The organism is Paenirhodobacter hankyongi (assembly GCF_003664585.1).
Classification (GTDB): domain Bacteria; phylum Pseudomonadota; class Alphaproteobacteria; order Rhodobacterales; family Rhodobacteraceae; genus Rhodobacter; species Rhodobacter hankyongi.
The window spans coordinates 1-21,231 of sequence record NZ_RCHI01000027.1; the positions used below are offsets into that span (position 1 = coordinate 1).

Annotated in this window: 18 protein-coding genes, 2 pseudogenes and 1 CRISPR repeat array; of the genes and pseudogenes, 4 read left to right on the plus strand and 16 right to left on the minus strand. The window is 68.7% G+C overall.

Annotated elements, in window-relative coordinates; translation table 11 throughout:
• The 4 genes from DYS74_RS18735 to DYS74_RS17680 all read left to right on the plus strand — a co-directional run.
• Positions 1-925: pyocin knob domain-containing protein (locus DYS74_RS18735; RefSeq protein ID WP_220668874.1), on the plus strand; the 925-nt coding region annotated here is incomplete at its 5' end.
• Between the two features lie 15 nt (positions 926-940).
• A complete protein-coding gene (locus tag DYS74_RS17670; RefSeq protein ID WP_121534950.1) occupies positions 941-1,255 on the plus strand; it encodes a hypothetical protein in 315 nt (104 codons plus the stop codon).
• A gap of 74 nt (positions 1,256-1,329) precedes the next feature.
• On the plus strand, positions 1,330-2,010 hold the full coding sequence (locus DYS74_RS17675; RefSeq protein WP_220668875.1) for a lysozyme: 681 nt from the start codon (positions 1,330-1,332) through the stop codon (positions 2,008-2,010).
• Positions 2,007-2,369 carry a bacteriophage spanin2 family protein gene (locus tag DYS74_RS17680; RefSeq protein ID WP_121534951.1) on the plus strand — a complete coding sequence of 121 codons (363 nt, stop codon included), beginning with the start codon at positions 2,007-2,009 and terminating at the stop codon, positions 2,367-2,369. The genes DYS74_RS17675 and DYS74_RS17680 overlap by 4 nt, the downstream gene beginning before the upstream one ends.
• A 67-nt stretch (positions 2,370-2,436) precedes the next feature.
• Positions 2,437-6,246: a CRISPR direct-repeat array (repeat unit 29 nt; unit sequence GGGTCTATCCCCGCGGGTGCGGGGGAGCC).
• A 63-nt stretch (positions 6,247-6,309) separates the two neighbouring features.
• Here DYS74_RS17680 and cas2e read toward each other — a convergent pair.
• The 16 genes and pseudogenes from cas2e to DYS74_RS17755 all read right to left on the minus strand — a co-directional run.
• Positions 6,310-6,603 (minus strand): type I-E CRISPR-associated endoribonuclease Cas2e, encoded by a 294-nt coding sequence (gene cas2e / locus DYS74_RS17685; protein WP_121534952.1) that lies wholly within the window; start codon positions 6,601-6,603, stop codon positions 6,310-6,312.
• Complete coding sequence (cas1e, locus tag DYS74_RS17690) at positions 6,603-7,481, minus strand: type I-E CRISPR-associated endonuclease Cas1e (RefSeq protein ID WP_121534953.1); 879 nt, start codon at positions 7,479-7,481, stop codon at positions 6,603-6,605. The genes cas2e and cas1e overlap by 1 nt, the downstream gene beginning before the upstream one ends.
• On the minus strand, positions 7,481-8,224 hold the full coding sequence (locus tag DYS74_RS17695) for a type I-E CRISPR-associated protein Cas6/Cse3/CasE (protein ID WP_121534954.1): 744 nt from the start codon (positions 8,222-8,224) through the stop codon (positions 7,481-7,483). The genes cas1e and DYS74_RS17695 overlap by 1 nt, the downstream gene beginning before the upstream one ends.
• Complete coding sequence (gene cas5e, locus DYS74_RS17700) at positions 8,221-8,883, minus strand: type I-E CRISPR-associated protein Cas5/CasD (RefSeq protein ID WP_121534955.1); 663 nt, start codon at positions 8,881-8,883, stop codon at positions 8,221-8,223. Before cas5e ends, DYS74_RS17695 begins: the two co-directional genes overlap by 4 nt.
• On the minus strand, positions 8,880-10,016 hold the full coding sequence (gene cas7e / locus DYS74_RS17705) for a type I-E CRISPR-associated protein Cas7/Cse4/CasC (protein ID WP_121534956.1): 1,137 nt from the start codon (positions 10,014-10,016) through the stop codon (positions 8,880-8,882). The genes cas5e and cas7e overlap by 4 nt, the downstream gene beginning before the upstream one ends.
• Positions 10,009-10,503 carry a type I-E CRISPR-associated protein Cse2/CasB gene (gene casB / locus DYS74_RS17710; protein ID WP_121534957.1) on the minus strand — a complete coding sequence of 165 codons (495 nt, stop codon included), beginning with the start codon at positions 10,501-10,503 and terminating at the stop codon, positions 10,009-10,011. The genes cas7e and casB overlap by 8 nt, the downstream gene beginning before the upstream one ends.
• Positions 10,490-12,007 (minus strand): CRISPR-associated protein Cse1, encoded by a 1,518-nt coding sequence (locus tag DYS74_RS17715; protein ID WP_183077582.1) that lies wholly within the window; start codon positions 12,005-12,007, stop codon positions 10,490-10,492. The genes casB and DYS74_RS17715 overlap by 14 nt, the downstream gene beginning before the upstream one ends.
• Positions 11,997-14,591: a CRISPR-associated helicase Cas3' gene (gene cas3 / locus DYS74_RS17720; protein WP_147435535.1), complete on the minus strand. Its 2,595-nt coding sequence runs from the start codon at positions 14,589-14,591 to the stop codon at positions 11,997-11,999. The genes DYS74_RS17715 and cas3 overlap by 11 nt, the downstream gene beginning before the upstream one ends.
• Positions 14,592-14,676: 85 nt before the next feature.
• Entirely contained in the window at positions 14,677-14,955 is a 279-nt protein-coding gene (locus DYS74_RS17725) for a HigA family addiction module antitoxin (protein WP_121534959.1), read from the minus strand.
• A 644-nt stretch (positions 14,956-15,599) separates the two neighbouring features.
• Positions 15,600-16,661, minus strand: coding sequence for a TauD/TfdA dioxygenase family protein (locus tag DYS74_RS17730; protein ID WP_121534960.1), 1,062 nt, complete (start codon positions 16,659-16,661; stop codon positions 15,600-15,602).
• 50 nt (positions 16,662-16,711) lie between these two features.
• Positions 16,712-18,094, minus strand: coding sequence for an FAD/NAD(P)-binding protein (locus tag DYS74_RS17735; RefSeq protein ID WP_245965329.1), 1,383 nt, complete (start codon positions 18,092-18,094; stop codon positions 16,712-16,714).
• Entirely contained in the window at positions 18,094-18,246 is a 153-nt protein-coding gene (locus DYS74_RS18740; RefSeq protein ID WP_183077583.1) for a hypothetical protein, read from the minus strand. Before DYS74_RS18740 ends, DYS74_RS17735 begins: the two co-directional genes overlap by 1 nt.
• A 120-nt stretch (positions 18,247-18,366) precedes the next feature.
• Positions 18,367-18,948, minus strand: a complete 582-nt coding sequence (locus DYS74_RS17740; protein ID WP_121534961.1) for an RBBP9/YdeN family alpha/beta hydrolase — start codon at positions 18,946-18,948, stop codon at positions 18,367-18,369.
• Between the two features lie 108 nt (positions 18,949-19,056).
• Positions 19,057-19,536, minus strand: a complete 480-nt coding sequence (locus DYS74_RS17745) for an Lrp/AsnC family transcriptional regulator (protein WP_121534962.1) — start codon at positions 19,534-19,536, stop codon at positions 19,057-19,059.
• 474 nt (positions 19,537-20,010) lie between these two features.
• Positions 20,011-20,094: pseudogene (locus DYS74_RS18995) on the minus strand (IS5/IS1182 family transposase); the annotation flags it as partial.
• Positions 20,095-20,993: 899 nt separating this feature from the next.
• Positions 20,994-21,231, minus strand: a pseudogene (locus tag DYS74_RS17755) (3-oxoadipyl-CoA thiolase); the annotation flags it as partial.

Here is a 21,231-nt window from a genome sequence, read left to right on the forward strand (position 1 = left end):
CCGCGCCGATGCACTTGTGGCCTACATCGCGACGCTGGTGGCGGATCTCAACGCCCTCGTGGCAGAGGTCAACAAGTATGGCGACGGGTTCCCGCTGTTCATCCCCACGGGTTCGGCCGCCGCGCCCGGGCTCTCCTTTGTCGGGGACGGCGATACCGGGCTGTTCCGCACCGGCGCCAATGCCATCGGCCTGGCGACCGGCGGGGTCGAGCGGGCGCGGATCACCGCCGCCGGCCTGCAGCTCACCGGGCTCCTGAGTGGCACCGCCGTGGTGCAATCCGCCGCCGACACGACGGCGGGGCGCCTGCTCACCCCGGGCTGGATGGGGCTCGGGGCGACGTTTAGCCCGGCGCTCGACAATATCGACAGATACGACATCCCGCAGGGGTTCTGGTCGGTCTCGAGCGCGACCACGCTCGGCACGCTGCCCACCGGGGCGACCGTCGGCGACGGTGTGCTCGTGCTGCGGCCGACCCTGAACCAGACGACGCAGATCTATGCGACGCCCAACAACGGGCAGACCTGGATCCGCAAGAGCTACTCCACCACCTCCTGGGGCCCGTGGCGCCGCCTCTATGACAGCGGCAATGTCCTCGGCACGGTCGGGCAGGCGGCGGGTGTGCCCACCGGCGCGCTCTTCGAGACCAACACCAACGCAGCCGGCGACTACGAGCGCCAGGCGAGCGGGGCGCAGGTCTGCACCATGCTCGTCACCAGCAGCGCGAGCGGGCCGGTCACGGTGACATTTCCCGCCGCCTTCGCGGCCACCACCTACCGCTGCGCGCCTGCGGTCAACTCCGCGACCCCGTGCGTGGTGACCATCTCTAACCGGACCCTGAGCGGGCTTGACCTGTCCTGCTGGGATCTGTCCGGCGCGCGCGTTTCGAAACCGGTCGATCTGACCATCCGCGGCCGTTGGGCCTGACCGAAAGGATTTCTCATGTTCCAGATCACCCTGAGCCCGATGCGGCGCGACGATGTACTGGTGGTTTCCGTCACCGGCGATGTGCTGGTGCTGAATGGTGCGCCGCTCGACCTTGCCACGCTCCCGCCGGGCGGGACCCTGCCGCGCGCCGAGGCGGGCTGCGACTGGATTGCCTCGGACATCGTTCGGCGCGAGAGCGGCGAGATCGCGCTTACCCTGATCTTGCCGCATGGCGCCGAGGCCCCCGAGGCGACCCGCTTCCCGGCGCCGATCACGGTGACCGCGGACGGCCCCGTGCCCCTGCCGCCGCACGATGCCCCCGCCGACTGACGCGCGATCAAGACAACCCATGAAGATGCACCCGCCGCCGGCGGGTTTTTTTATTGCCGGAAAGGGGCAGGACAGTGACGACTGACAAGCTGGATCAAATCGCGACGCGGGCCGGATGGGGGACGATCCCGGGGGCAATCACCTTCCCGGTGTGGTGGCCTTCGCTCGAGAGCGCCTCGACCTTCGCCTCGCAGCTGGTGCCGATCGTGGGCTTGCTGATCGCGGTGGTGAACCTCGCGCTGCTGATCCGCAAGTGGCGCCGGGGCCGGGCCTTCTGCCTCGACGAGAACGGCGCCGCGGGCCGGCGCACGGTGGCGGGGCTCGGCGCGGTGCTGGCGCTTGCTGCGGCGGTCATCTCTCCCTTCGAGGGGCGCGAGTTGCGCGCGTACCGCGATATCGTCGGCGTCTGGACGATCTGCGACGGGGACACGCAGAACGTGCGGCCCGGGCAGGTGGCGACGCCGGCCGAATGCGACAGCCGTCTGGCGGTGCGCATCGCGCAGTTCGAGCGCGAGATCCGGCCGTGTCTGCCGGCCGATCTGTCGCGCGAGACCCGCGCGGCCTTCGTCTCGGCCGCCTACAACATCGGCTCCGGCGCGTTCTGTGGCTCGAGCATGGCGCGCCGGGCCCGGGCGGGCGATCTGCGCGGCGCCTGCGACGCGCTGCGGCTCTGGAACAAGGCAGGCGGGCAGGTGGTGCGCGGCCTCGTGCGCCGGCGGGAGGCGGAGCGCGACCTGTGCCTGAGCGGGCTGTGAGGCGGGCAGGGGGCGCGCTGGCGCTCTGCCTCGCGCTTGGCGCCTGTGGCGCGCTGCCCGGGCTGCTGAGCGGCCCGAAGGTCGCCGCGAACGGGCAGGCCGCGCGCACCGCAGCGCAGACGCTGGGCACCAGCACGCAGCGCGATCAGGCAATCCGCACTGCCAGCGCCGGCCGTGACGTCGTGCAATCGGCCGACGCCAATGCCGTGCGCGCGGGCCGCGTCGAGAGCGTGGTGGTCGAGGGCTCCAGCCCGCCCTGGCTGATCCTCGCCTTCGCCGTTGCGCTGCTGCTCGACAGCCCGCTGCGCTGGCCCGAGCAGATCTGGCGCGCGGTCAGGGGCAGGCGGGAGAGAGTATGAGAATTCACTTTAATCCCCGCAGGCGCGGGAGAGCCGCATCAAGCTGCGACGACATGCTCACCACATCGGGTCTGTACCCGCGGGTGCGAGGGAGCCCGGCCCAAGTGCAGAACGATCCCCGAGGGGGCGGGTCTATCCCCGCGGGTGCGGGGGAGCCTAGCGCCGATAGGTCGCGAGCGTGATGCCCCGGGGTCTATCCCCGCGGGTGCGGGGTAGCCGCGATGTCGCGACCGTCGGGCATGATGATGCGGGGTCTATCCCCGCGGGTGCGGGGGAGCCTGCGGCGCGCGGCGCTGCATGCCGAGGATCCAGGGTCTATCCCCGCGGGTGCGGGGGAGCCCGTGGACCATATCGGGCCGCGCAACAGCCGGGGGGTCTATCCCCGCGGGTGCGGGGGAGCCGCGCGCAGGCGCTCACGAAGCTCGTCGAGGGCGGGTCTATCCCCGCGGGTGCGGGGGAGCCAGGGTGCAGAAAATTCCCGCCCTGGACAGCCTGGGTCTATCCCCGCGGGTGCGGGGGAGCCGTGGGGCGCCGCATCCCTTGTTCCTGTATGCAGGGTCTATCCCCGCGGGTGCGGGGGAGCCACGTCTGTCGGGTAGAGCGCCGCGGCCGTCATGGGTCTATCCCCGCGGGTGCGGGGGAGCCTCGAGCGCGCCCAGATCGACATGAAGAAGGAGGGGTCTATCCCCGCGGGTGCGGGGGAGCCCGCTATCTAGATTCGACCGGGACCGTGCAGGGGGGTCTATCCCCGCGGGTGCGGGGGAGCCGGTTTTTCGCCGCGCCCGCCTACGGCCAGTCCGGGTCTATCCCCGCGGGTGCGGGGGAGCCCGCGTTTGGCCGCGGCGACAGCTTCGTCGTAGGGGTCTATCCCCGCGGGTGCGGGGGAGCCTCCTATTGGTCACGATTTTTTCTGGGGTCGTGGGTCTATCCCCGCGGGTGCGGGGGAGCCCGTCGGCGGAAAGAGCAGCCGGTCCAGCGATAAGGTCTATCCCCGCGGGTGCGGGGGAGCCGTCATCTATCCGGCGACGCTGCCGCAATACCCGGGTCTATCCCCGCGGGTGCGGGGGAGCCGCAATCGACACCCGCGCCAAGATCCTCATGGCGGGTCTATCCCCGCGGGTGCGGGGGAGCCCCGTCGATCACCACCGTGACCTCGCCGGCGTGGGGTCTATCCCCGCGGGTGCGGGGGAGCCTGATGGCGCGCATCCCGATGGCGTCGTTACCGGGGTCTATCCCCGCGGGTGCGGGGGAGCCATATTTCGCAGGCCCGTCGTATTCGCGCTGCCGGGTCTATCCCCGCGGGTGCGGGGGAGCCGGTGAGCTGCGCGTTGGCAATGCGTGCCAGCCGGGTCTATCCCCGCGGGTGCGGGGGAGCCGGCAGCGGCGGGCGCGTCGGGCATCTGGTCGAGGGTCTATCCCCGCGGGTGCGGGGGAGCCGGCACAGATGGCGGTCAGCGGATCGTCTGGCCGGGTCTATCCCCGCGGGTGCGGGGGAGCCCCGCATGCGATCATCCACCACAGCCCGAACGAGGGTCTATCCCCGCGGGTGCGGGGGAGCCCGATCCCATCGAGCGTGGTCGCATCGTTCGGAGGGTCTATCCCCGCGGGTGCGGGGGAGCCTCAAGGCGGTCCGCGCCATGTATGCGTGGGGCAGGTCTATCCCCGCGGGTGCGGGGGAGCCGGCCAGCACGGGGGCGGGCAAATCAGCCATCAGGGTCTATCCCCGCGGGTGCGGGGGAGCCGGAACCGTCATCACGAGCTTTGTGCGCAATAAGGGTCTATCCCCGCGGGTGCGGGGGAGCCTCGAAGTTGGCGCCGAGGAAGGCCAGCGCATGAGGTCTATCCCCGCGGGTGCGGGGGAGCCCGGCATTAGGGGATGCCGCTTTCCGCACATGAGGGTCTATCCCCGCGGGTGCGGGGGAGCCCGCGGCAGCAACGCCAACGGCGAGTATGTCCGCGGTCTATCCCCGCGGGTGCGGGGGAGCCCCAGCCGCAACCGCCCGCAGGTCCGCGCGCGAAGGTCTATCCCCGCGGGTGCGGGGGAGCCACGCTCGATTTCCCGGTGCAGATCCTCGATGAAGGTCTATCCCCGCGGGTGCGGGGGAGCCATCACCTGCTGGATCCGTGCCGCCATCGGCGTGGGTCTATCCCCGCGGGTGCGGGGGAGCCCATTCCTCGCCGAGATAGATCCCGCGCGCGATGGGTCTATCCCCGCGGGTGCGGGGGAGCCGACGCCCGGTCTGATATGCCCACTAGGCGCCTGGGTCTATCCCCGCGGGTGCGGGGGAGCCGTTGGCGCCACCACAGAACGGACACGGTTTGAGGGTCTATCCCCGCGGGTGCGGGGGAGCCATGCTGCCGCTGCCGCGCTTGCTGAGCGGGAGGGGTCTATCCCCGCGGGTGCGGGGGAGCCAACTGGTCGCTGTGGCCCTACGGCTTCGTGACGGGTCTATCCCCGCGGGTGCGGGGGAGCCCGCGCTGAGCCAATCCAAGATCTGCGATGCCAGGGTCTATCCCCGCGGGTGCGGGGGAGCCAGAGAGAAAATGGAAAACCGCAACAGCAGCCCGGGTCTATCCCCGCGGGTGCGGGGGAGCCGCGCACAGCTACGCTAGTAGCTTCTGACTCTGGGGTCTATCCCCGCGGGTGCGGGGGAGCCGACAGAGGGCGACCGCATCCCCAGAGTCTGGGGGGTCTATCCCCGCGGGTGCGGGGGAGCCCCATCCAGTTCATGCTACCTTCGCGGGCGGTGGGGTCTATCCCCGCGGGTGCGGGGGAGCCTCCTCGTAGAACGTATCGAACACTGCCCGCTGAGGTCTATCCCCGCGGGTGCGGGGGAGCCGACCTGATTTCTGCGGCCTGCTCATCCGTCAGGGGTCTATCCCCGCGGGTGCGGGGGAGCCGCGATTTTTCGCCAGACTGGCGAAAATCGCTCGGGTCTATCCCCGCGGGTGCGGGGGAGCCCGCGAGCTTGATCGGCAACGGTCGGTCTCTCTGGGTCTATCCCCGCGGGTGCGGGGGAGCCCGGCTGTCGATCTGCTTCGTCATGCCATCGACGGGTCTATCCCCGCGGGTGCGGGGGAGCCTGGTCAGTCCGAGGTCGGCCCAGCCTGCAGCGGGGTCTATCCCCGCGGGTGCGGGGGAGCCGGGACTGTTGGTCCGGGGGACTGTTGGTCCTGGGGTCTATCCCCGCGGGTGCGGGGGAGCCGCCGGACTGGTCGATGACGGGATCTGCGGGCCGGGTCTATCCCCGCGGGTGCGGGGGAGCCTATTGCACCCCAAGCGGTAGCTCACTGGTGATGGGTCTATCCCCGCGGGTGCGGGGGAGCCCGCATGAGCGAGCATGAACTTAAGCCGTGCCCGGGTCTATCCCCGCGGGTGCGGGGGAGCCCAGATGCGGGCGCTCGTGGATAGCAATCCGCAGGGTCTATCCCCGCGGGTGCGGGGGAGCCGTTTCGATGGCGTGTCGTCGCCATCGGAACTCGGGTCTATCCCCGCGGGTGCGGGGGAGCCATGCCGGAGCGGCGGCGCTTCTTGCGGGAGCCGGGTCTATCCCCGCGGGTGCGGGGGAGCCTTCACGGCCGTGCGGAATGCCGAAAATGCGGCGGGTCTATCCCCGCGGGTGCGGGGGAGCCGATCCGGTCGTGACGGTCAGATCCCAGAGGTGGGGTCTATCCCCGCGGGTGCGGGGGAGCCGTTCCATACGACTCCGATTGCTGCAGACAGACGGGTCTATCCCCGCGGGTGCGGGGGAGCCCAAGCACCTACGCCCGGCAATCCCGGCCAGATGGGTCTATCCCCGCGGGTGCGGGGGAGCCGGCACGCTCAACTGCATACGCGGCCTCGGCCTGGGTCTATCCCCGCGGGTGCGGGGGAGCCTCTCAGGCCTAAAGCACTGAAGTCATAACGATTTCAAAGAACAGAAGGCGAGTTTCTTGCCGGCTACTTTCGTTTAACGAGTAAAATGCCGTCCGCGTCAACGATTGTCTTTGGTGGTTCGCCCAATGTCTCGATGCGGAGATTTCCGGGCGCCTTGGTATCGCGCCACACCATCGTCAGCGAGCCGCGACCGAGTGCGGTCCACCAATCGGTCATCACCGACCACACGCGGCCTCTCACGGCGGCGGACATTTCCGGAGCGACATAGACCCCGGGCGAGACTTCCAGCATGACCGAGGTCAGGAAACCGCGATACCGCATCTCGACGTCGCGGGTGACGATCATGGTCAGCGGCATCAGGGGCCTCGGCCTTCGATCAGGGCCTTGATGCGCTCGATCATCTCGGGGATGATCGCCTGCTTGGCGAGGGCTGCTCCGGTCATCCGGCGCGTCACTCTCTCGATGTTCTCTGACGGGCGCTCGGTCACGAGCTTCGCGGCCTTGAAGGCGCAAGGGATCGTCAGACTGTCGCGATAGAGGTCGGCCACATCCAGAACGAAGCTTTGCCCCGGATCCTCATGGATGAAGCCGAGCTGCGGGATGGTGGCGGTGGCACAGACGGCGATGGCGGCTGCGGCCTCGACGGCGCTGGACGCGTGGTTCAGGGCCTGGTTCGGCAGATCGGCGGCCATCGGATTGCCGCGGTCGTAGCGGCGCCCCTGCCATTTCACTCCGATCAGCCGGGCCTGCAGCGCATAGGTTTCTTTCATCCGCGCGCCCTCGATGCCGCGCAGCACATCGAGATCGGCATGGGGGAAGACCTCGCCCAGGCGTAGGGCATACATCCGGCGCGCGGTCATGACGCGCAGGTCGTCGTCCGCCCAGATCCGGGCCTGAAGCCGCGCCAGGCCGGAACGATCGGGGATCAGCGGTGGCGCGGTGTAGAGACGCACGCCATCCTCGCCGACGGCCGCAAGGGCCGTTCGCGCGTGCGCAAGCAGGCGCAGCGCATCATGGCTGACGGTCGAGCCCGGGCCGAGCAGGATGATCGAGACCCCCTGCAGCGGAATGGCATAGTCGCCGGGCACGAGCGCATCTGCCGGGGTGCTGTCGCCTTGCTCGAAGGCGAGCGTCCCGTCACGGGCTGTCAGGGCGCCGCGGGCAAGGTAGAGGCACCCGGCCCGATCCGCATAGGGCACCTTTGCACTGTCGAGGCCGAGGCGTCCCTTCAGCATCAGCGTCCCCGTTGCGGCGGCCGAAGCAACAGCATGCCGTAGCCATAGCTGCGATGTCGGCCGATGCCGCGTCCCAGCAGTTCGGCGAAGGCCGCAGGGTCGGTGATCGTCAAGGTGCCATGCACCAGAGCATCCGGCCCCTCGAGCCGCTTGCCATTGCGCAGAATGCGGGTGCGGCGGAAACTGGCGAGCCGGGTCGCGGCCAGATCCAGCGTCGCCGCCGGGGCGAGACGTTCGGCAAGCCAACCCAGGTAGACATCCTCGCGCGATGCCGTCTCGCCGCGCAGCGCGGCGGCGAGGAAGGCATCGATCTCCGCGCCCTTGCGGAAGCTGATGTCCTCGCCGTTCTCGCCGGTTCCTGCGAGCGCGGAGGCGAGCCTGACCACGGGGCGAAGACGCAGGTCGAAGCCGAGGCGCTGACCTTCGGTCCAGCCCTCAGCGGGACGCGGCAGGCTGCGCAGCCGGTCAAGGTCGATCACCTCGGCGTGGGCCGGGGTCAGGACCGAAAGCGCCTGTCGCCGCAGGTCCTCCGCAGTCACGCCGGCATAGGCATAAAGCGTGCCGGTTTGTGCCCGCGGCGCGACCATCAGGCGAAACGGTTGCAGCGCGGCCGGGCCGAAGGCCTCGCCGAGCAGATGATGCAGCGCAAGACCTTCGTCGAAGGGGGCGGCAAGCGAACGCGTCCCGGCCCAGCGGTGCAGGGCCTGCAACGACAGTGGCAGCTCGATCAGATGCAGGCTCATGGCAAAGTCCCTTCGCAGACCTGGCGGCTGCCGCCATGCAGGCCGCTGACCCAGTTGCGCAGATCGGCGAGGTCGCTTGTGTTTCCTGCACCGGACATCGGCCACAGCGCCCGTCCCGGCATGCCGAGAGCAAGGAGCGCGGCGTGGGCGTCCTCCCCTTCGATCCAGCCCGCAAAAAGCGGGGCAGAGGGGAGGCAGGGTTTGCGGCCGATGAAGAGCGGTCGGGCAGGGCGTTCCAGCGCCTCGGCCACCGCATCGAGGTCGGGACCGTCGCCGGGGCGCAGCTGCAGGACAACGTGGCAGTCGTGATCGGCCAGATACTCGCGCCGACGGCGATGCGGGCTGTCATAGGTGGCGCCCGCACGTTCATCCGGGCGCCCCCAGGTTGTCCAGCCCCGGTCATTCGCCTCGAGCTTGGCATTCTGGCTGTCGGTCAGCAGCCGTCCCTGGGCCGCGATCAGGGCGCCGAAAACAAGGCGGTCCTGAAGCGCCTGATGCCGGGCGCCTTCTTCACGGCGCCAGCCAAGCGCATTCGCCAGCAGCCCGGTCAGTGCCGAGGCGGACGGAAAATCGCGGGTTGGGCCGACATGGTCGATCGCCACACCGCCGAAGGACATCAGCGGTGCTCTCAGGTGCAGATGCAGCCAGCGCTCCGTCATGCCGCGGGCCCGGTCAGCTGCTCGGGCAGGCCCTTGGCGAAGGCCGCCAGATCGGCGAGCGTGCCGCGCTTCGCTCCGGGGATCTCGGCATTGGTCAGCGACATCACGCGCCGGGTCTCGCCGGTGGAATAGGCAGCGTCCAATGCGGCCAGGTGATCGGCAAGCTTGCCCACGGCGACGGAGGTGTTCGCGGGGCAAGCTGTGCGGAAAGCCTCGGCGAGGGAGCGGGGTTGACGGTCACCAGCCTCGACCAGCATGAATGCGGCGCGGGAGTAAGGCGCCGTCGAGCCGAGCTTGGCGCCGGGCGAGACCTCGGCGATCAGATAGAGCAGGTTGTGCAGCACCTCTCCGGCCAGGCGCGCATCTCCCCCCAGATTGTCGAGAAGGCCGGGCAGGTCGACCACGACATAGCCATAGAAGAGGCCCGAGGTCAGCTCGGTTTCCTGAATGGTGTCGGCGCCGGTATCCTCGTCGCGTGCGAGATCATCGGCGGCGATGAAGTAATCGCTCTCGGCCTCCTCGGCGTGCACGGTGAAGGCATGGGCGACGTGGACGGGCGCGTCGATATTGGCCTTCGGATCCGAGGTAACCATGCGTCCGAAGAGCGCGCCGGTCAGGCCGCCGGGCAGTTTAGCGCCTTCGCTGAGGGCCTTCAGATTGGCCTTGTGGGCCTTGTGCCATTCCTTCGCGAGTTCGGCCGCGCGTTTGGCGTCGCCGGCCGCCTCGGCCACCAGCCGCTGTGCCTCGGCCCTGAGATAGGCCACTTCGACCGCGCCCAGAAGCAGGGTCTGCCGGGATTTCTTCTCCGTGCCCTTGTCGCCGTAGACGGCGGTCAGCATCGCCTCGCGGACCGGTTTCAGCACCGCTTCGTCATGCCCTTCCGCCCATTCGTCGAAGACCTTGCGGTCCACTGTCTCGCGCGAGCGATAGGCCTCGTCCGCGCCAGCAATGCGACGCAGGCTGTGCGGGTCGTCGGCCAGGCGCCAGTGGCGCTTCAGGCATTGCGAGCTGACCCGGGTGCGCAGCCTGCCACCGTAAGGGAGGCGCTTGGCCAGACCGGAATCGTCGCGGTTCAGCAGGGCGGCGGTATAGGGCGCCAGGAAGTGGATTTGCAGGAAACGCGGGTCAGACATTTTGGGGTTCCTCGGGTTTCGAATGGTCAATCTGTTGGTAATAGGTGCGGGCAAGGCGGCTGGTGTTCTCCGGCCAGAGAATTGTGCTGGCCAGATCAGTCACATCGACGCCGGAAACCTTGCGGGCCATCATCCGGATCGCGCGTTCGAGCGCATCGTCGCGCGCGCTCCCACGGGCCGCGATCAACCTGGCAAGACGCTGTTCGCTGAGCCCCGCCTCGGCCAGCGCCGCCCCCAGAGGCCGCTTGTCATCATGGATTGAACGCTCGCGGCTCGCGGGCGTCATCAGGGCCACGAGGCGGGTGAACAGCCGCCACGCGGGTTCCTGCGCCTGCGGGATCGCCAGCCGGGACACCTGCCGCCAGAACAGCGCTCCGCCTGCAGGCCCCATGCGCCGCGCTTCGGCCTTGTCGCCCGGATCGGCCGCGGCCAGCGCCGCGGCGATGGCGAGCGCCCGGCGGCCGGTTTCACTGTCAGGCGTCGACATGAGTGTCCTCCTCTGCTGTCAGCTTGCGCATCGCGTTTCGCAATCCGCGTTCCAGTGCCAGCCGGCCGCGGGCTTCGGCCCGGGGCCGCATCAGCGTGGCGCAAGGGATCGCCGGAAGCGCACGAGCGAATTCGTCCCGTGCGATGCGGGAAAGGGTTTCAAGAAAGCCCCGGCGCAGCGGAGCGAAACCGTCATCCGTGGTGACGGCCATGCGCGCCCAGAGCTGGAGAAAGAACAGCTCGTCCGCCCGCCGCCGGAGCGAAGCGCGGGCCGGTTGGCTGCGCACGTAGTGCGGCTTTGCCACCTTGTCGCGGTCACCACCCGCGGCAACAAGCGCAAGGGCGTTGCGCAGTGCCAGATCGACCGAGGCGATCTCCTCGAGCAGTTCTTCCGCCACGGGGACGGGCTCTGCTCCGAAAAGCTTGCCCACCATCGCCACGGGGACCGGGACAACGCGCGACTTGAAGCCATCGGTCTTGGAGTTGCCCCGTGCAAAGGCCTCGGCCACCAGAAGCATCGGCTCGGTCGCCTCGCTGGCATGCAGGACCGCCAGCGGTGGCGGGGCCCATTCGGGCGTCCTGCTGAACAGCAGGCGCACCAGAAGCTCGTGTGTCCAGTCCTGATCGCTGAGCGTCAGGCTCTTGCCTTCGGTGACGTGAACCGGTGCCCAGGGGTCACCCGTGTTCCCCTTGGCCTCTTTCCCCGCAATCCGCGCTGCCTTTGAGGTGCTGCGCTCGGCGCCGATCGTGCCGTCTCGTTCAACGAGGCGGATGCGCCGGCAGACCTCGATGAACAGCGGGTCAAGCTGCGCAAGATCCAGCATCCGCCCCTCGGGCCAGGGAGCTTGCCAGAGCAGCGTATTGCCGTCGATGCCATGGCGGGTCTCAAGCAGGCGCGCGACATCACGCGCCCACCAGGCCGAAGGATCGACTACGGCCGTGCCGGGGCGGGTCGGGGCCAGCCCGAGAAGAACGCGCGAGGAGGAACCGCCATTCATCCGGGCGATGCCATAGTTGCCGGCGCCGCCGAACCCCTCCATGGTCTGCAGGCTGACCAGCGCGAAAATCCAGTCCTGCGGTGCCGCCTCATGCGCGATCTCGCGCTTCACATCGTGATTGCGCGAGGTGATCAGCATGTCGAGCGCGTCCGGTGTTGCGACGGCAGACCATTTCAGCCCCCCTGGATCAGGGGGCTGAAGGAAGGCCGGCTGGCCGCGATCGGTGCCGATCAGTTGCCACGGCTCATCCTTGGGAAAGTCTGGAGTGAGCGCCCGCAAGGCCGCGCGCCAGTCCTCGTCCTCTGTCGGCAGGTCGCGTCGCCCGGCAGCGTCGAGCGCCATCACCGACAACTGCACCAGAAACATGTGCCAGGCCGGGCGCTGGTGGGGGCGCAGCGCGGGAAAGGCCTGCACCTCGCCCCGCGCCATCGCGGCGAGCAGTCCGGGCAGGCTGAACCAGTCCGTATCGGTCTGGATCAGTGGTTCCCGCAGCAGATCAAGCGTCATTTCCCCCTCCTTGTCGCAGCCCCTCCGGGCCGTAAATGAATGCCCTGTCGGAAACGGTGATCGTGACGGGCTGGCCGGGTGTGACCGATACGATCTCATCTCCCGTCAACCCGCGCGACCAGTGTGCCGGCAAGGCCAGCCGGGTGATAGGGCGGCCGAAGGCCCCCACAGTGCTTTCCGGCAGTGTCAGCACCACGCCCGACTCCCCAAGGCGGGTGCGGATATTCTCGTCATCGGGGAAACACCGCACGCGCCCGTTCGGCATCAGCATCGGTGCCGCGCGGTCGAGCACGCAGAGCCCGGCCGTCTGCATCTCGGCCAGTGCCTTTCCGGTGACGCGCATGCGATAGGACTGCCAGCCATGCGCCTCGGCAATCCGCTCGAGTGCCTGCGGGTGGGTGGCGGCCTCGACGAGCGCGCGGTTCATCGCGGGAATCTGCCAGACCGGATGCTCGATGATCTGATCGAGCGTCGCCGCGAGTCCCGGCACGTCGACATAGACGCCCGACAGGCTCGGGCCGTTCTCGAAGGCACCCAGCCCGTTGTCGGCCCTGTGGGTCAGCGGATCGAGCCCGTCCTCGGGGCGCAAGATCACGGCGCGGGCTGCGGCAAAGCCGTCGGGACGAGGGCGCCTGTGGCGGTGCAGCCGCCCAATCCGCTGCAAGAGCACGTCCATCGGGCACAGATCGGTGATCAGCAGATCCGCGCAGAGGTCAAGTGACTGCTCCAGGGTCTGCGTCCCGATCACGATGCGCCCGCCGAGGGGGCTGACCTTGCCGATGGCTCGCTCGACCGCGTCATCGAGAAGCGCCCGATCCTCAACGGCAAAGCGGCTGTGATGCAACGTCGGGATCTCGTTGACCGCAAGCAGAAGGTCGGGTGCGTGGTCTCGGCAAGCGGCGAAGGTTTCCTGCGCCCGGGCAACGGTGTTGCGGATCACCAGAACGCGCGCGCCGTGTCGGGCGGCCTCGATGGCGAGTTGGGCGGCGTCGGCGCCGGACCAGCCGTCGTGCGCGGTCACCTGCACGGTCTTTGCACCATCGGGGTCTGCGACGACCGGGTGCAGCCCCCAGGAGGTCCAGACGGCCGGGTAAGGCAGCGCGGCATCTGCCGCCAGATCGCCCTGGGGCTCGCTTCTCCATTTGCGTCGGGCCGCTGCGCCCAGCGTGGCCGACATCAGCAGGACATGACCGCCAAGCGCCAGATGGCTGCGCACCAACGCGCCCTGGGTTTCGGTCATGTAAGGATCAGAGGCATGCACCTCGTCGATGACCAGCAGGGCGCGCGACAGCGCCGTGCCGCGCAGATGGGCAAACTTGACCTGCAACCCGCCGAGCGCGACCTGATCCACGGTGCCGACCGCAACACGGGCCGCAAGGTATCGGGCAGAATGCTCCGCGGCCCAACGGGCCGGGTTCTTCTCGCCGTCATCCCAGAGAACATTGAAATCGGGAAGGCGCGTGCCGACGGCTTCCCCTGCCACCGCCTGGCCCGGGATAGCCAGAACCGCTTCTGGGGCAACATCGAACATTCGCCTCAGGGCAAGGTTGATGCGGCTATGCAGTTGCCGCGCGGCAGCGCGGGTCGGCACCGCGAAGTAGAGTGCATCGACTTCGCCCGCCTCGAGCAGCGCCGCGAAACGCCACAGCGCGGCTTCGGTCTTTCCGGCGCCGGTTTCTGCCTCGAGCAGGATCAGGCGTTCCTCTGTCGGCAGCGCGCCGAGCGCCTGTTGGGCGGGGCGGGGCGCAGGGTAATCCGAGATCAGCCCCCAGCCTGCGGGGCCGCGCAGTGGCGGGCTGGAGCCGAGTTCGATCGCCGCCACCCGTGCCTCGGCGCGCTCCTGCGCGGTTTGCCAATAGTTCGGTCGGAACTGCGCCTCGAAGGGAAAGGCGCGCCGATCCGATCCGACCCAGTCGGCGAGCGTGAGCAGGCCGCAGAAGAAATGCAGGAAGGTCGGTGCGGGCGGCGGTGGGGCTGCCGTGGCGATTTCGGGAAACCAGTGCAGCAGGGCTTTGCCAAGAACGGCTTCCTCCGCCTGCCAATCATACCCGGGGAGCAGCGGAAACGCCTCGCTCGCCTTGCCGCTCCCCGGTTTCGGCACGGGGCGCCCATGATGGGCAAAAAGTGCGGCCAGCCATTCCCCCATTCCGGGCCATCGCGCGAGGTGCACAATCGCGCCCGCCAGCGCATCCTGGCGGGGCAGATTGGCCCAGAGCCAGCCGCATTCCAGATGCCCGCGCAGCGTGAGGCCATGCCCCTCGGGCCACGCCTTCGCCTGAAACCCGGGGGCGAGCTTGCCGATGTCGTGCAGGAAGACCAAGGCGCCAAGACAGCGCATTTCATGTGCCGAAAGGACGCGCCCCACTGCGGCCTCTGCCCGCGCGCGCCAATGAGGTTGATCCAGCAGGGTGAGGAACACCGCGGCCACATCAGCGGAATGATGAACCAGATGATGGGTTTCGGCGCCACGGGCTGCGGACTTGCCCCAAGCGGAGCGGCTGTCTGTCACAAAGCCCGATAACGTCATCTGAATTCCACAAGAAATCTGTAATGAATTTTTGTGCGCATCCTGCTGGAAAATCAAGCGGTTTCACCGCGCCGCCGCATGAACTGCCTGCGCCTCGCGTTGCCGACGCCCGGGGACAGATCAGCGTTCGGTCGGCATGGGCTCACGCCCCCAGAAGCGGCCGGATGTCGCCGAGGTCATCCGGCCCGCGGGTCAGCAGGTCATAGTTCATCTGAAGGTTCATCCAGAACTCGGGCGTGGTCCCGAGCGCTCGGGACAGGCGCATCGCCGTGTCGATGGTCATCGAGGTCTTTTCCTCGCACAGACGCTCGATCCGGGTGCGGGGGACATGGATGTGCTTCGCGAGCTTGCCGGCGCTGATCCCCATTTCGTCCAGGAATTCGTGCTTCAGGATCTCACCGGGATGGACCGGCCCTTGCAGCGCGGTCTTGGTGTGCTCCTTTCAGTGGTCATCTTGCCAAGGGTGAACGCAGGTGCACCGGCGTCGTGCGACCTGAGACCGCGACGAAAGCTGCATCAGAAGCGTTTACACGGAAACCTGTAAGTCATTGATTTCGCGTCTATGCCGTTTCGCCTGCTTTACGCCGCAGCCGGTTGAAAACGCGCGGTTGTCTTGCTTCTGGTGGGGTCGCCAATCTTCCGGCAAACGCCGCTGCAGCATAAGCGTCCATGATTTGAGGGGCTCCATGCGTCCCGTTTCAAGCGGAAGGGATGGCGTGGGGGCGCGCCGCCCGCCGTCTTCGTCCAGATCTTCGACGGCCAGGATGCTTGCATCGCTCTCGATCTCGCCGTTCGTCTTCGCCTGCGCGCGGATCAGCCGCCACGCCTTCCGGCGCTGGTTCGCCCGGGTCGGGGCGCGCGGGCATCCTCTCGATCCACGACGCGCCGGAGATCTGCGAGACCTCTGCAGGGAACGAGATCAAAGAGATCGCGCCGAGCGGCCAGAGCGGCCGCAGCCGGCCGCGAAAACCCGTTCGCGACGCGAGAAACAGCGTTTCGGCCTTTAGGCGCAGCGGGAAATCTGCTGCAGGCCGGGCCGCGATCCGTGTCGCCGTGGCAGACCTGTCATGGAACGCTCCCCGAAAACTGGGCGACGCGCCCGTCGGTCACGAAAGGGACATCGAACACGCCACACCCGGCGGTCCGGGCGATCGTCCTGTGGACCTCGCAACCGGTGGCACCGTCGTCCGGATGATCGGGGGGTGCAAGGCTTGATCTGTCGGGATCGGGTCCGGCGATCGCGATGCTCTTGCGGCCGTCGACTCCCACGGGGATGTCCCCGTCGACGGTAACCCGGCGCAGGATGCGAAGCGCCTCGCCGTAGTCGTCGACGTCGACATGTTGGGTCGCGCGGTTGTCGCAGATCACGACATCACCGGCCTGCCAGCGCCAGCGCACGGTGTTTTCAGGTGCCGTGATGAAGCCCTGGAAAAGGCCATGGATATGCCGCGTGTCGGCGCGCGACAGGCCCGGAATGCGCCTCACGAAACTGCCCAGAAGAAGGGACTGCTCGCCCGTTTCCGGATGCAGGCGCACCACCGGGTGCTCGGTCTGGAAGGTCGTTCCGCCCAGGTGCCCGGCGCAATCGGTGTTTTCGGCCCCGCTCGCGCTCGGCAGCCGCGTGGCATCGTCATCGGCATTGCTGTGCACCGCACGCAGGGACTCGGCGAGGCGCTTCAGGGCCGGCGGCAGGGATTGGTAGGCGGCCGTGGTGTTCGCCCAGATCGTGTCGCCGCCGGTCGGCGGGATCACCACGCCGCGCAGCACCGTATATTTCGGGTAGGCGGGCAGGAAGGTTGCGGTGCTGTGCCACTGCCCGGCGCGCCCGTCATGCGCAGAGACCTCTTCGAACAGGGCCGGGCTTGTCTGCGCGTCATGCTGGGGCGGATGTCGGACGAGATCGCCGAGCTGTCGTGCAAAAGCCGTCTGGGCGGCATCGTCGAGATGCTCCTGTTGGCGAAGGAACACGACCTTGTGGCGTGCGATCAGCGTCCTGAGTGCGGCGATCGCGGGCGCGGGCAGGTCTGCCGAAAGACGGAGACCGCGGATCTCTGCGCCGATGATCGGGGTGAGCGGAAGAACCTCGAGCACCGGGGGGCCGGACGGATTGGTCTGTTGCTGGGTCATGGGCAGGCGGTCCTTTTGCGGGGGGCGAAGACGGGAAAGTCGGGAGAAACTCACTCTCCTGCGGCAAGCGTGGTTTCGGGCTGCGCGCAGCAGGTCTGCGCGAGGGCACTGGTCTGTTCGCGGATGTCGGGAACCGCGGTGATCTCCCACAGTGCGCCGCGCGCGGCCGGGCCGATGGCGAAGACCCGCGCCGACACTGCGCCCTGCGTGTCGATCACCCGCGCCGCGGGCGTCGTGTCGAGCCCGAGCCCGAGCGGATCGAGCCGCGCCGCGCCGCGCGCCAGAAGGTCGCGGATCACCGGGGCCGCGTGCCGGGCCGGGTCGCGCCGGATGCCGCGGCAGTCGATCACGTGGTCGGCAACCAGCCGATCCGGGCTGTCGCCCCGCCGCGGCGCGATCGCCAGGACGATCCGCCGGTCCGGCTGTTCCTGTGCCGCGACGAAGCTGCCGCGCAGGATCCGCAACTGACCGCTGGCAGTGGCGCGGAAGATGCGTTCGGCCGAGGCGGGCGGCATGCGGTGGCGGTGCACCTCCCACCAGGAGGCGGCATGGCGCAGGAAGCGCGCGCGCTCGGCCTGCGGCCAGCTCTGCCAGATCTGCGCGACCCGGGGTCGGATGGCGTCGACCGCATCGCGCCAGCTTCCGCCCTGCGCCTCGGCCAGGCGCACGAGGCCGCGCAACCAGTGCAGCGTCTGGCTGACCGGGGCGCCGAGGGGGATCTGCGGAGGGAAACAGGGGGAGGAGGGCGTCGCGGCATGCTCTTGCGGCAGCAGGCCGCGTCGCGACAGGCAATAGATCGGGCCGCGGTGTCCGCCGCGCAGGAGCGTGGCGACATGGTCGACCATGCTCAGGCCGGTGCCGATGATCGCCACGGTCGCCATCGGATCATCGGGCGGGGTGAAATCCCACGCTCCGCGCAGCGGACGGGGCGGGGCCGCGGGCACCGCATGCCCCGTCGCCAGAATGGCGCAATCCGCCCGCAGGACGCGGCCATCGTCAAGCGTGGCGCTGACGCCCTCGGCGGTCTCGCTCAGTCGCAGGCATTCGGCCTGCACCGAAGTCAGCCGCCGCGCGTCGGGTCCGCGGCGCCAGGGGGCAAGCAGGCTTTCGAGGTAGCGGCCATAGGTGCCGCGATCGACGAAATCCGCGCCCGAGACCCGCCGCCCCCCGGTCTGCAGCCAGCGCTCGAAATCGGCGGGTGCGTCGGGAAAGGCGCTCATCTGCGCCACCCGCGTGTTCAGCAGATGGTCGGGATCGTCGGTGTCATAGGCGATGCCGCGGCCGGGCTGTCCGGTGCGTTCGAGGAGCGTGACCTCGATCTGCACATCGGCCCGGCGCAGCAGATGCGCCGCCATCAGAACGCCGCTCGCGCCGCCACCGATCACCAGGACCTGCGGCCGCCCGAACATGCCGGAGCCCGCCCCGCCGTCCATCACGCCGCCCCGGCGAAACAGGCAAGCGCGAGCAGCGCGGCCGCGACCGACATCGCCAGCGCGGCGTGCATCGGCGCCGAGAGGCGGGCCTCCTGCGGCTCGCCTTGGGTGAAGAGGAGAAGTCCCGGATCATGGGGATAACAGAAATACATGCGAAAACTCCTTCTGGCTGGATCACCACTGCATGCCGAGGGCGAAAAGCCCGAGGTAGCACAGGACGAAGACGACGGTCCGCGGCGAGGGGCGCGGTGCGAGACGGGGCGCCAGCGAGATCATCGGAGGGCCTCCTGATCGGCGAGGATGGGGACAGAGGCTGCCCGCGGCAGACGGCCAAGCGGCGGCCAGAGCATGTCGCGCAGGGCCTTGCCCTCGGCCCAGGGGCCATGGCCGGACTCGACGTTGATATGCCCGGCATCGCCCATGTCGACGAACTCGGCGCCCCAGCTGCGGGCGAGGGCGCGAGCCTGGGTCTGCTCCATCCACGGATCGTTGCGGCTGGCCGCGACCAGCACCTTGGTGCCGAGAGGATGCTGCGCGACGGTGCCGAAATGTGCGATGCGCGCGCATCTCGACGGATCGGCGGGGGCGACAAGCAACGCGCCGGCGACCTTCACCTGAGGCCAGCTGGACAGCAGGTTGGCGATGGCGATGGCGCCGAGCGAATGGCCGACCAGAACCGCGCCGGGGTGGATCAGCGTCGCCGCCGCGATCTCGGTGAACCAGGCCTCGGGCATCGGCGCGGACCACGAGTGCTGCTCGACGATCATCGCCGTCGGATCGGTGGCCGCCCACCAGTGCTGCCAATGCGGGGCAGGGGAGCCGTCAAGGCCCGGAACGAGAAGCGTTCTGATCATTTCGGATCTCCTTTCCCATAAAGACTACCAAGTTAATCGTGTATTTCGATTCCAAACTTCTGCCGGTTTCGAGAAGGATCTTCTCCCGCCGGAAGCAGCGACGAAGGCTCAGGGGGTCACGGTGTCGATCGGCAGCGCCGTCGTCGACTGCACGGTCTCCATCGCGAATTTCGAGGTCACGTTCCGGCACGGCAGGGCGCGGGTGAACTCCAGATAGAAGCGGTCGTAATCGGCCATGCTCGGCACGATCACCTTGAGCTGGTAGTCGATGTCGCCGGCCATCCGGTAGACCTCGACGATCGCGTCGAATTTCGGGATCGTGTCGCGAAACCGGCTGCGCCATTCGGGGCTGTGGTCCGAGGCCTCGATCTCGACGAAGACGGTGAGGCCGAGGCCGATCTTCTCGGGATCGACGAGGGCCACGCGACCGGTGATGATCCCGGCCGCCTCGAGCTTCTGCACGCGCTTCCAGCAGGGCGTCTGGGACAGGCCGACGCGTTCGCCAAGCTGCGCGACGGGCAATGTGGTGTCGCGCATCAACTGGTCGAGGATCTTCCGGTCGATCCGGTCGAGGGGGAAATCACGCATGGTGCCCCCCCTTCCGTCCGCGCCGGGAAAGCGGGGACCGGCCCGGGCGGGGCGCGGTCCGCGGGGTGTGGCCATCGTCGAGGGGAAGCTGTCTGGACATCTTCGATACTCCGCCGGTTTCAAGGGGGCGCCGAGGTCTTCGGGCGCCGGGAAGGAAGGCTGCGTCAGGCCGGACCGGCCCCGGAAGACAGGGCCGGTCCTGACCCATTCGCCTGCCCATGAAATTACGACAATCTTTGTCGTGTTTGCAATGGAATAATCACGTCAAAATTGGTCGTGATTATGGGGAAATATTCCCCGCAGCCCTGTCGTCCACTGCGGGGCAGTCCGGGGCCACGACATTCCGAAACCGATGCGACGCAGGAAACGCTTCCGGATCCCTCGTTCCAGGCCACGGAGAGAGCCGCTCTTCCGACGCTCGGCGCCATGATCCGCGTGCCGCGGCACGGCATGGCCCGGTCGCCGAACGCTCCGCTGCGCCTCGGCAACAGCGTGCAGCCTGGTGCTCATGCACCCTCTGGTTCGCCCGATCTGGCGTCCGCCCCCCTTTTTTGCCCCGCAGGTTCGCTGCCGTGCGGTATCCCGCGCGGCAAGCGGATCGCGATTGCACTCGTCGCGGACACTGCGCCACCTCGGCATGTCACCGTCGAGGACCTTGATGAAACGGGCATCATGGCGCGGCGGTATCGGGTGGGTGAGGGCCAGCAGCTTTTTTCGGGCACGCAGCTCCAGTATTGCCTCGCCGCAGGCCTGCCGGTCCTTCAACTGCGTCTCGTATTGTTCGCGGATATCGAGAGGGGGCGCGCGTGGGGAATTCTCCGCGCCTTGCCTGGCGTCCTCGCCCCAGCCCTCGATCTCCGGGGGCGCCAGGTCGAACGACCGGCTGGCTTTCGCCACCGTCGTCTTGCGCTTGGCCGTCCACCGTTTGATGCTGTCGTCCACCCCGGGCACCGTCGCCAGCCGGCGGGCGAGTGCATCGCCGGCCTGCATTTCGCCACTCCGCGCCGTGACCTCTTCGATCCCGCGCAGGCTTCCATGCCGACGAGGCACGGATCCAGCCGCGAGAAGAACAGCGGCCGCTGTGCGTGCCGTAGCTGCGGGTGGCAAACAACTCTGCCGGCCTCGTCGACGCCGTGAACCTCGAAGACATTCCTGGCCAGATCAGGACCGATCGTGACAGGCATGTTCCATGGATGGCTCCTTTCGGGCGGCTGTATCCAGACCCGCCCTGGCACAATGCGATGCCGCTGGTGGGGCCATCCCCACCAGCAATGGCGCCCCAATGGCGCGCGAGCTGGACACCAGTTCGTCGTGCGGCGGCGGGCGGGTATCCGCTTCCTCATGCGCTTGGTCCAAGCGACTGGAGCCACGATGTGAACCATGCGTGGACAGAGTTGCACAAGAATGCCGCCACGAGTTGCAAAATCGGTTGGTGGCGGCTGCTCGATGCGCCGGTCTCAGACCCGTTCGAGGGCGATGGCGATGCCCTGACCGACGCCGATGCACATGGTGGAGAGCGAGCGCCTGCCGCCGGTCTTCAGCAGCTCGAGCGCCGCCGTGCCGGTGATCCGCGCGCCGGACATGCCAAGCGGATGGCCAAGGGCGATCGCGCCGCCGTTCGGGTTCACCCGCGCATCGTCATCGGCAATGCCAAGCGCGCGCAGCGTGGCGAGGCCCTGGCTCGCGAAGGCCTCG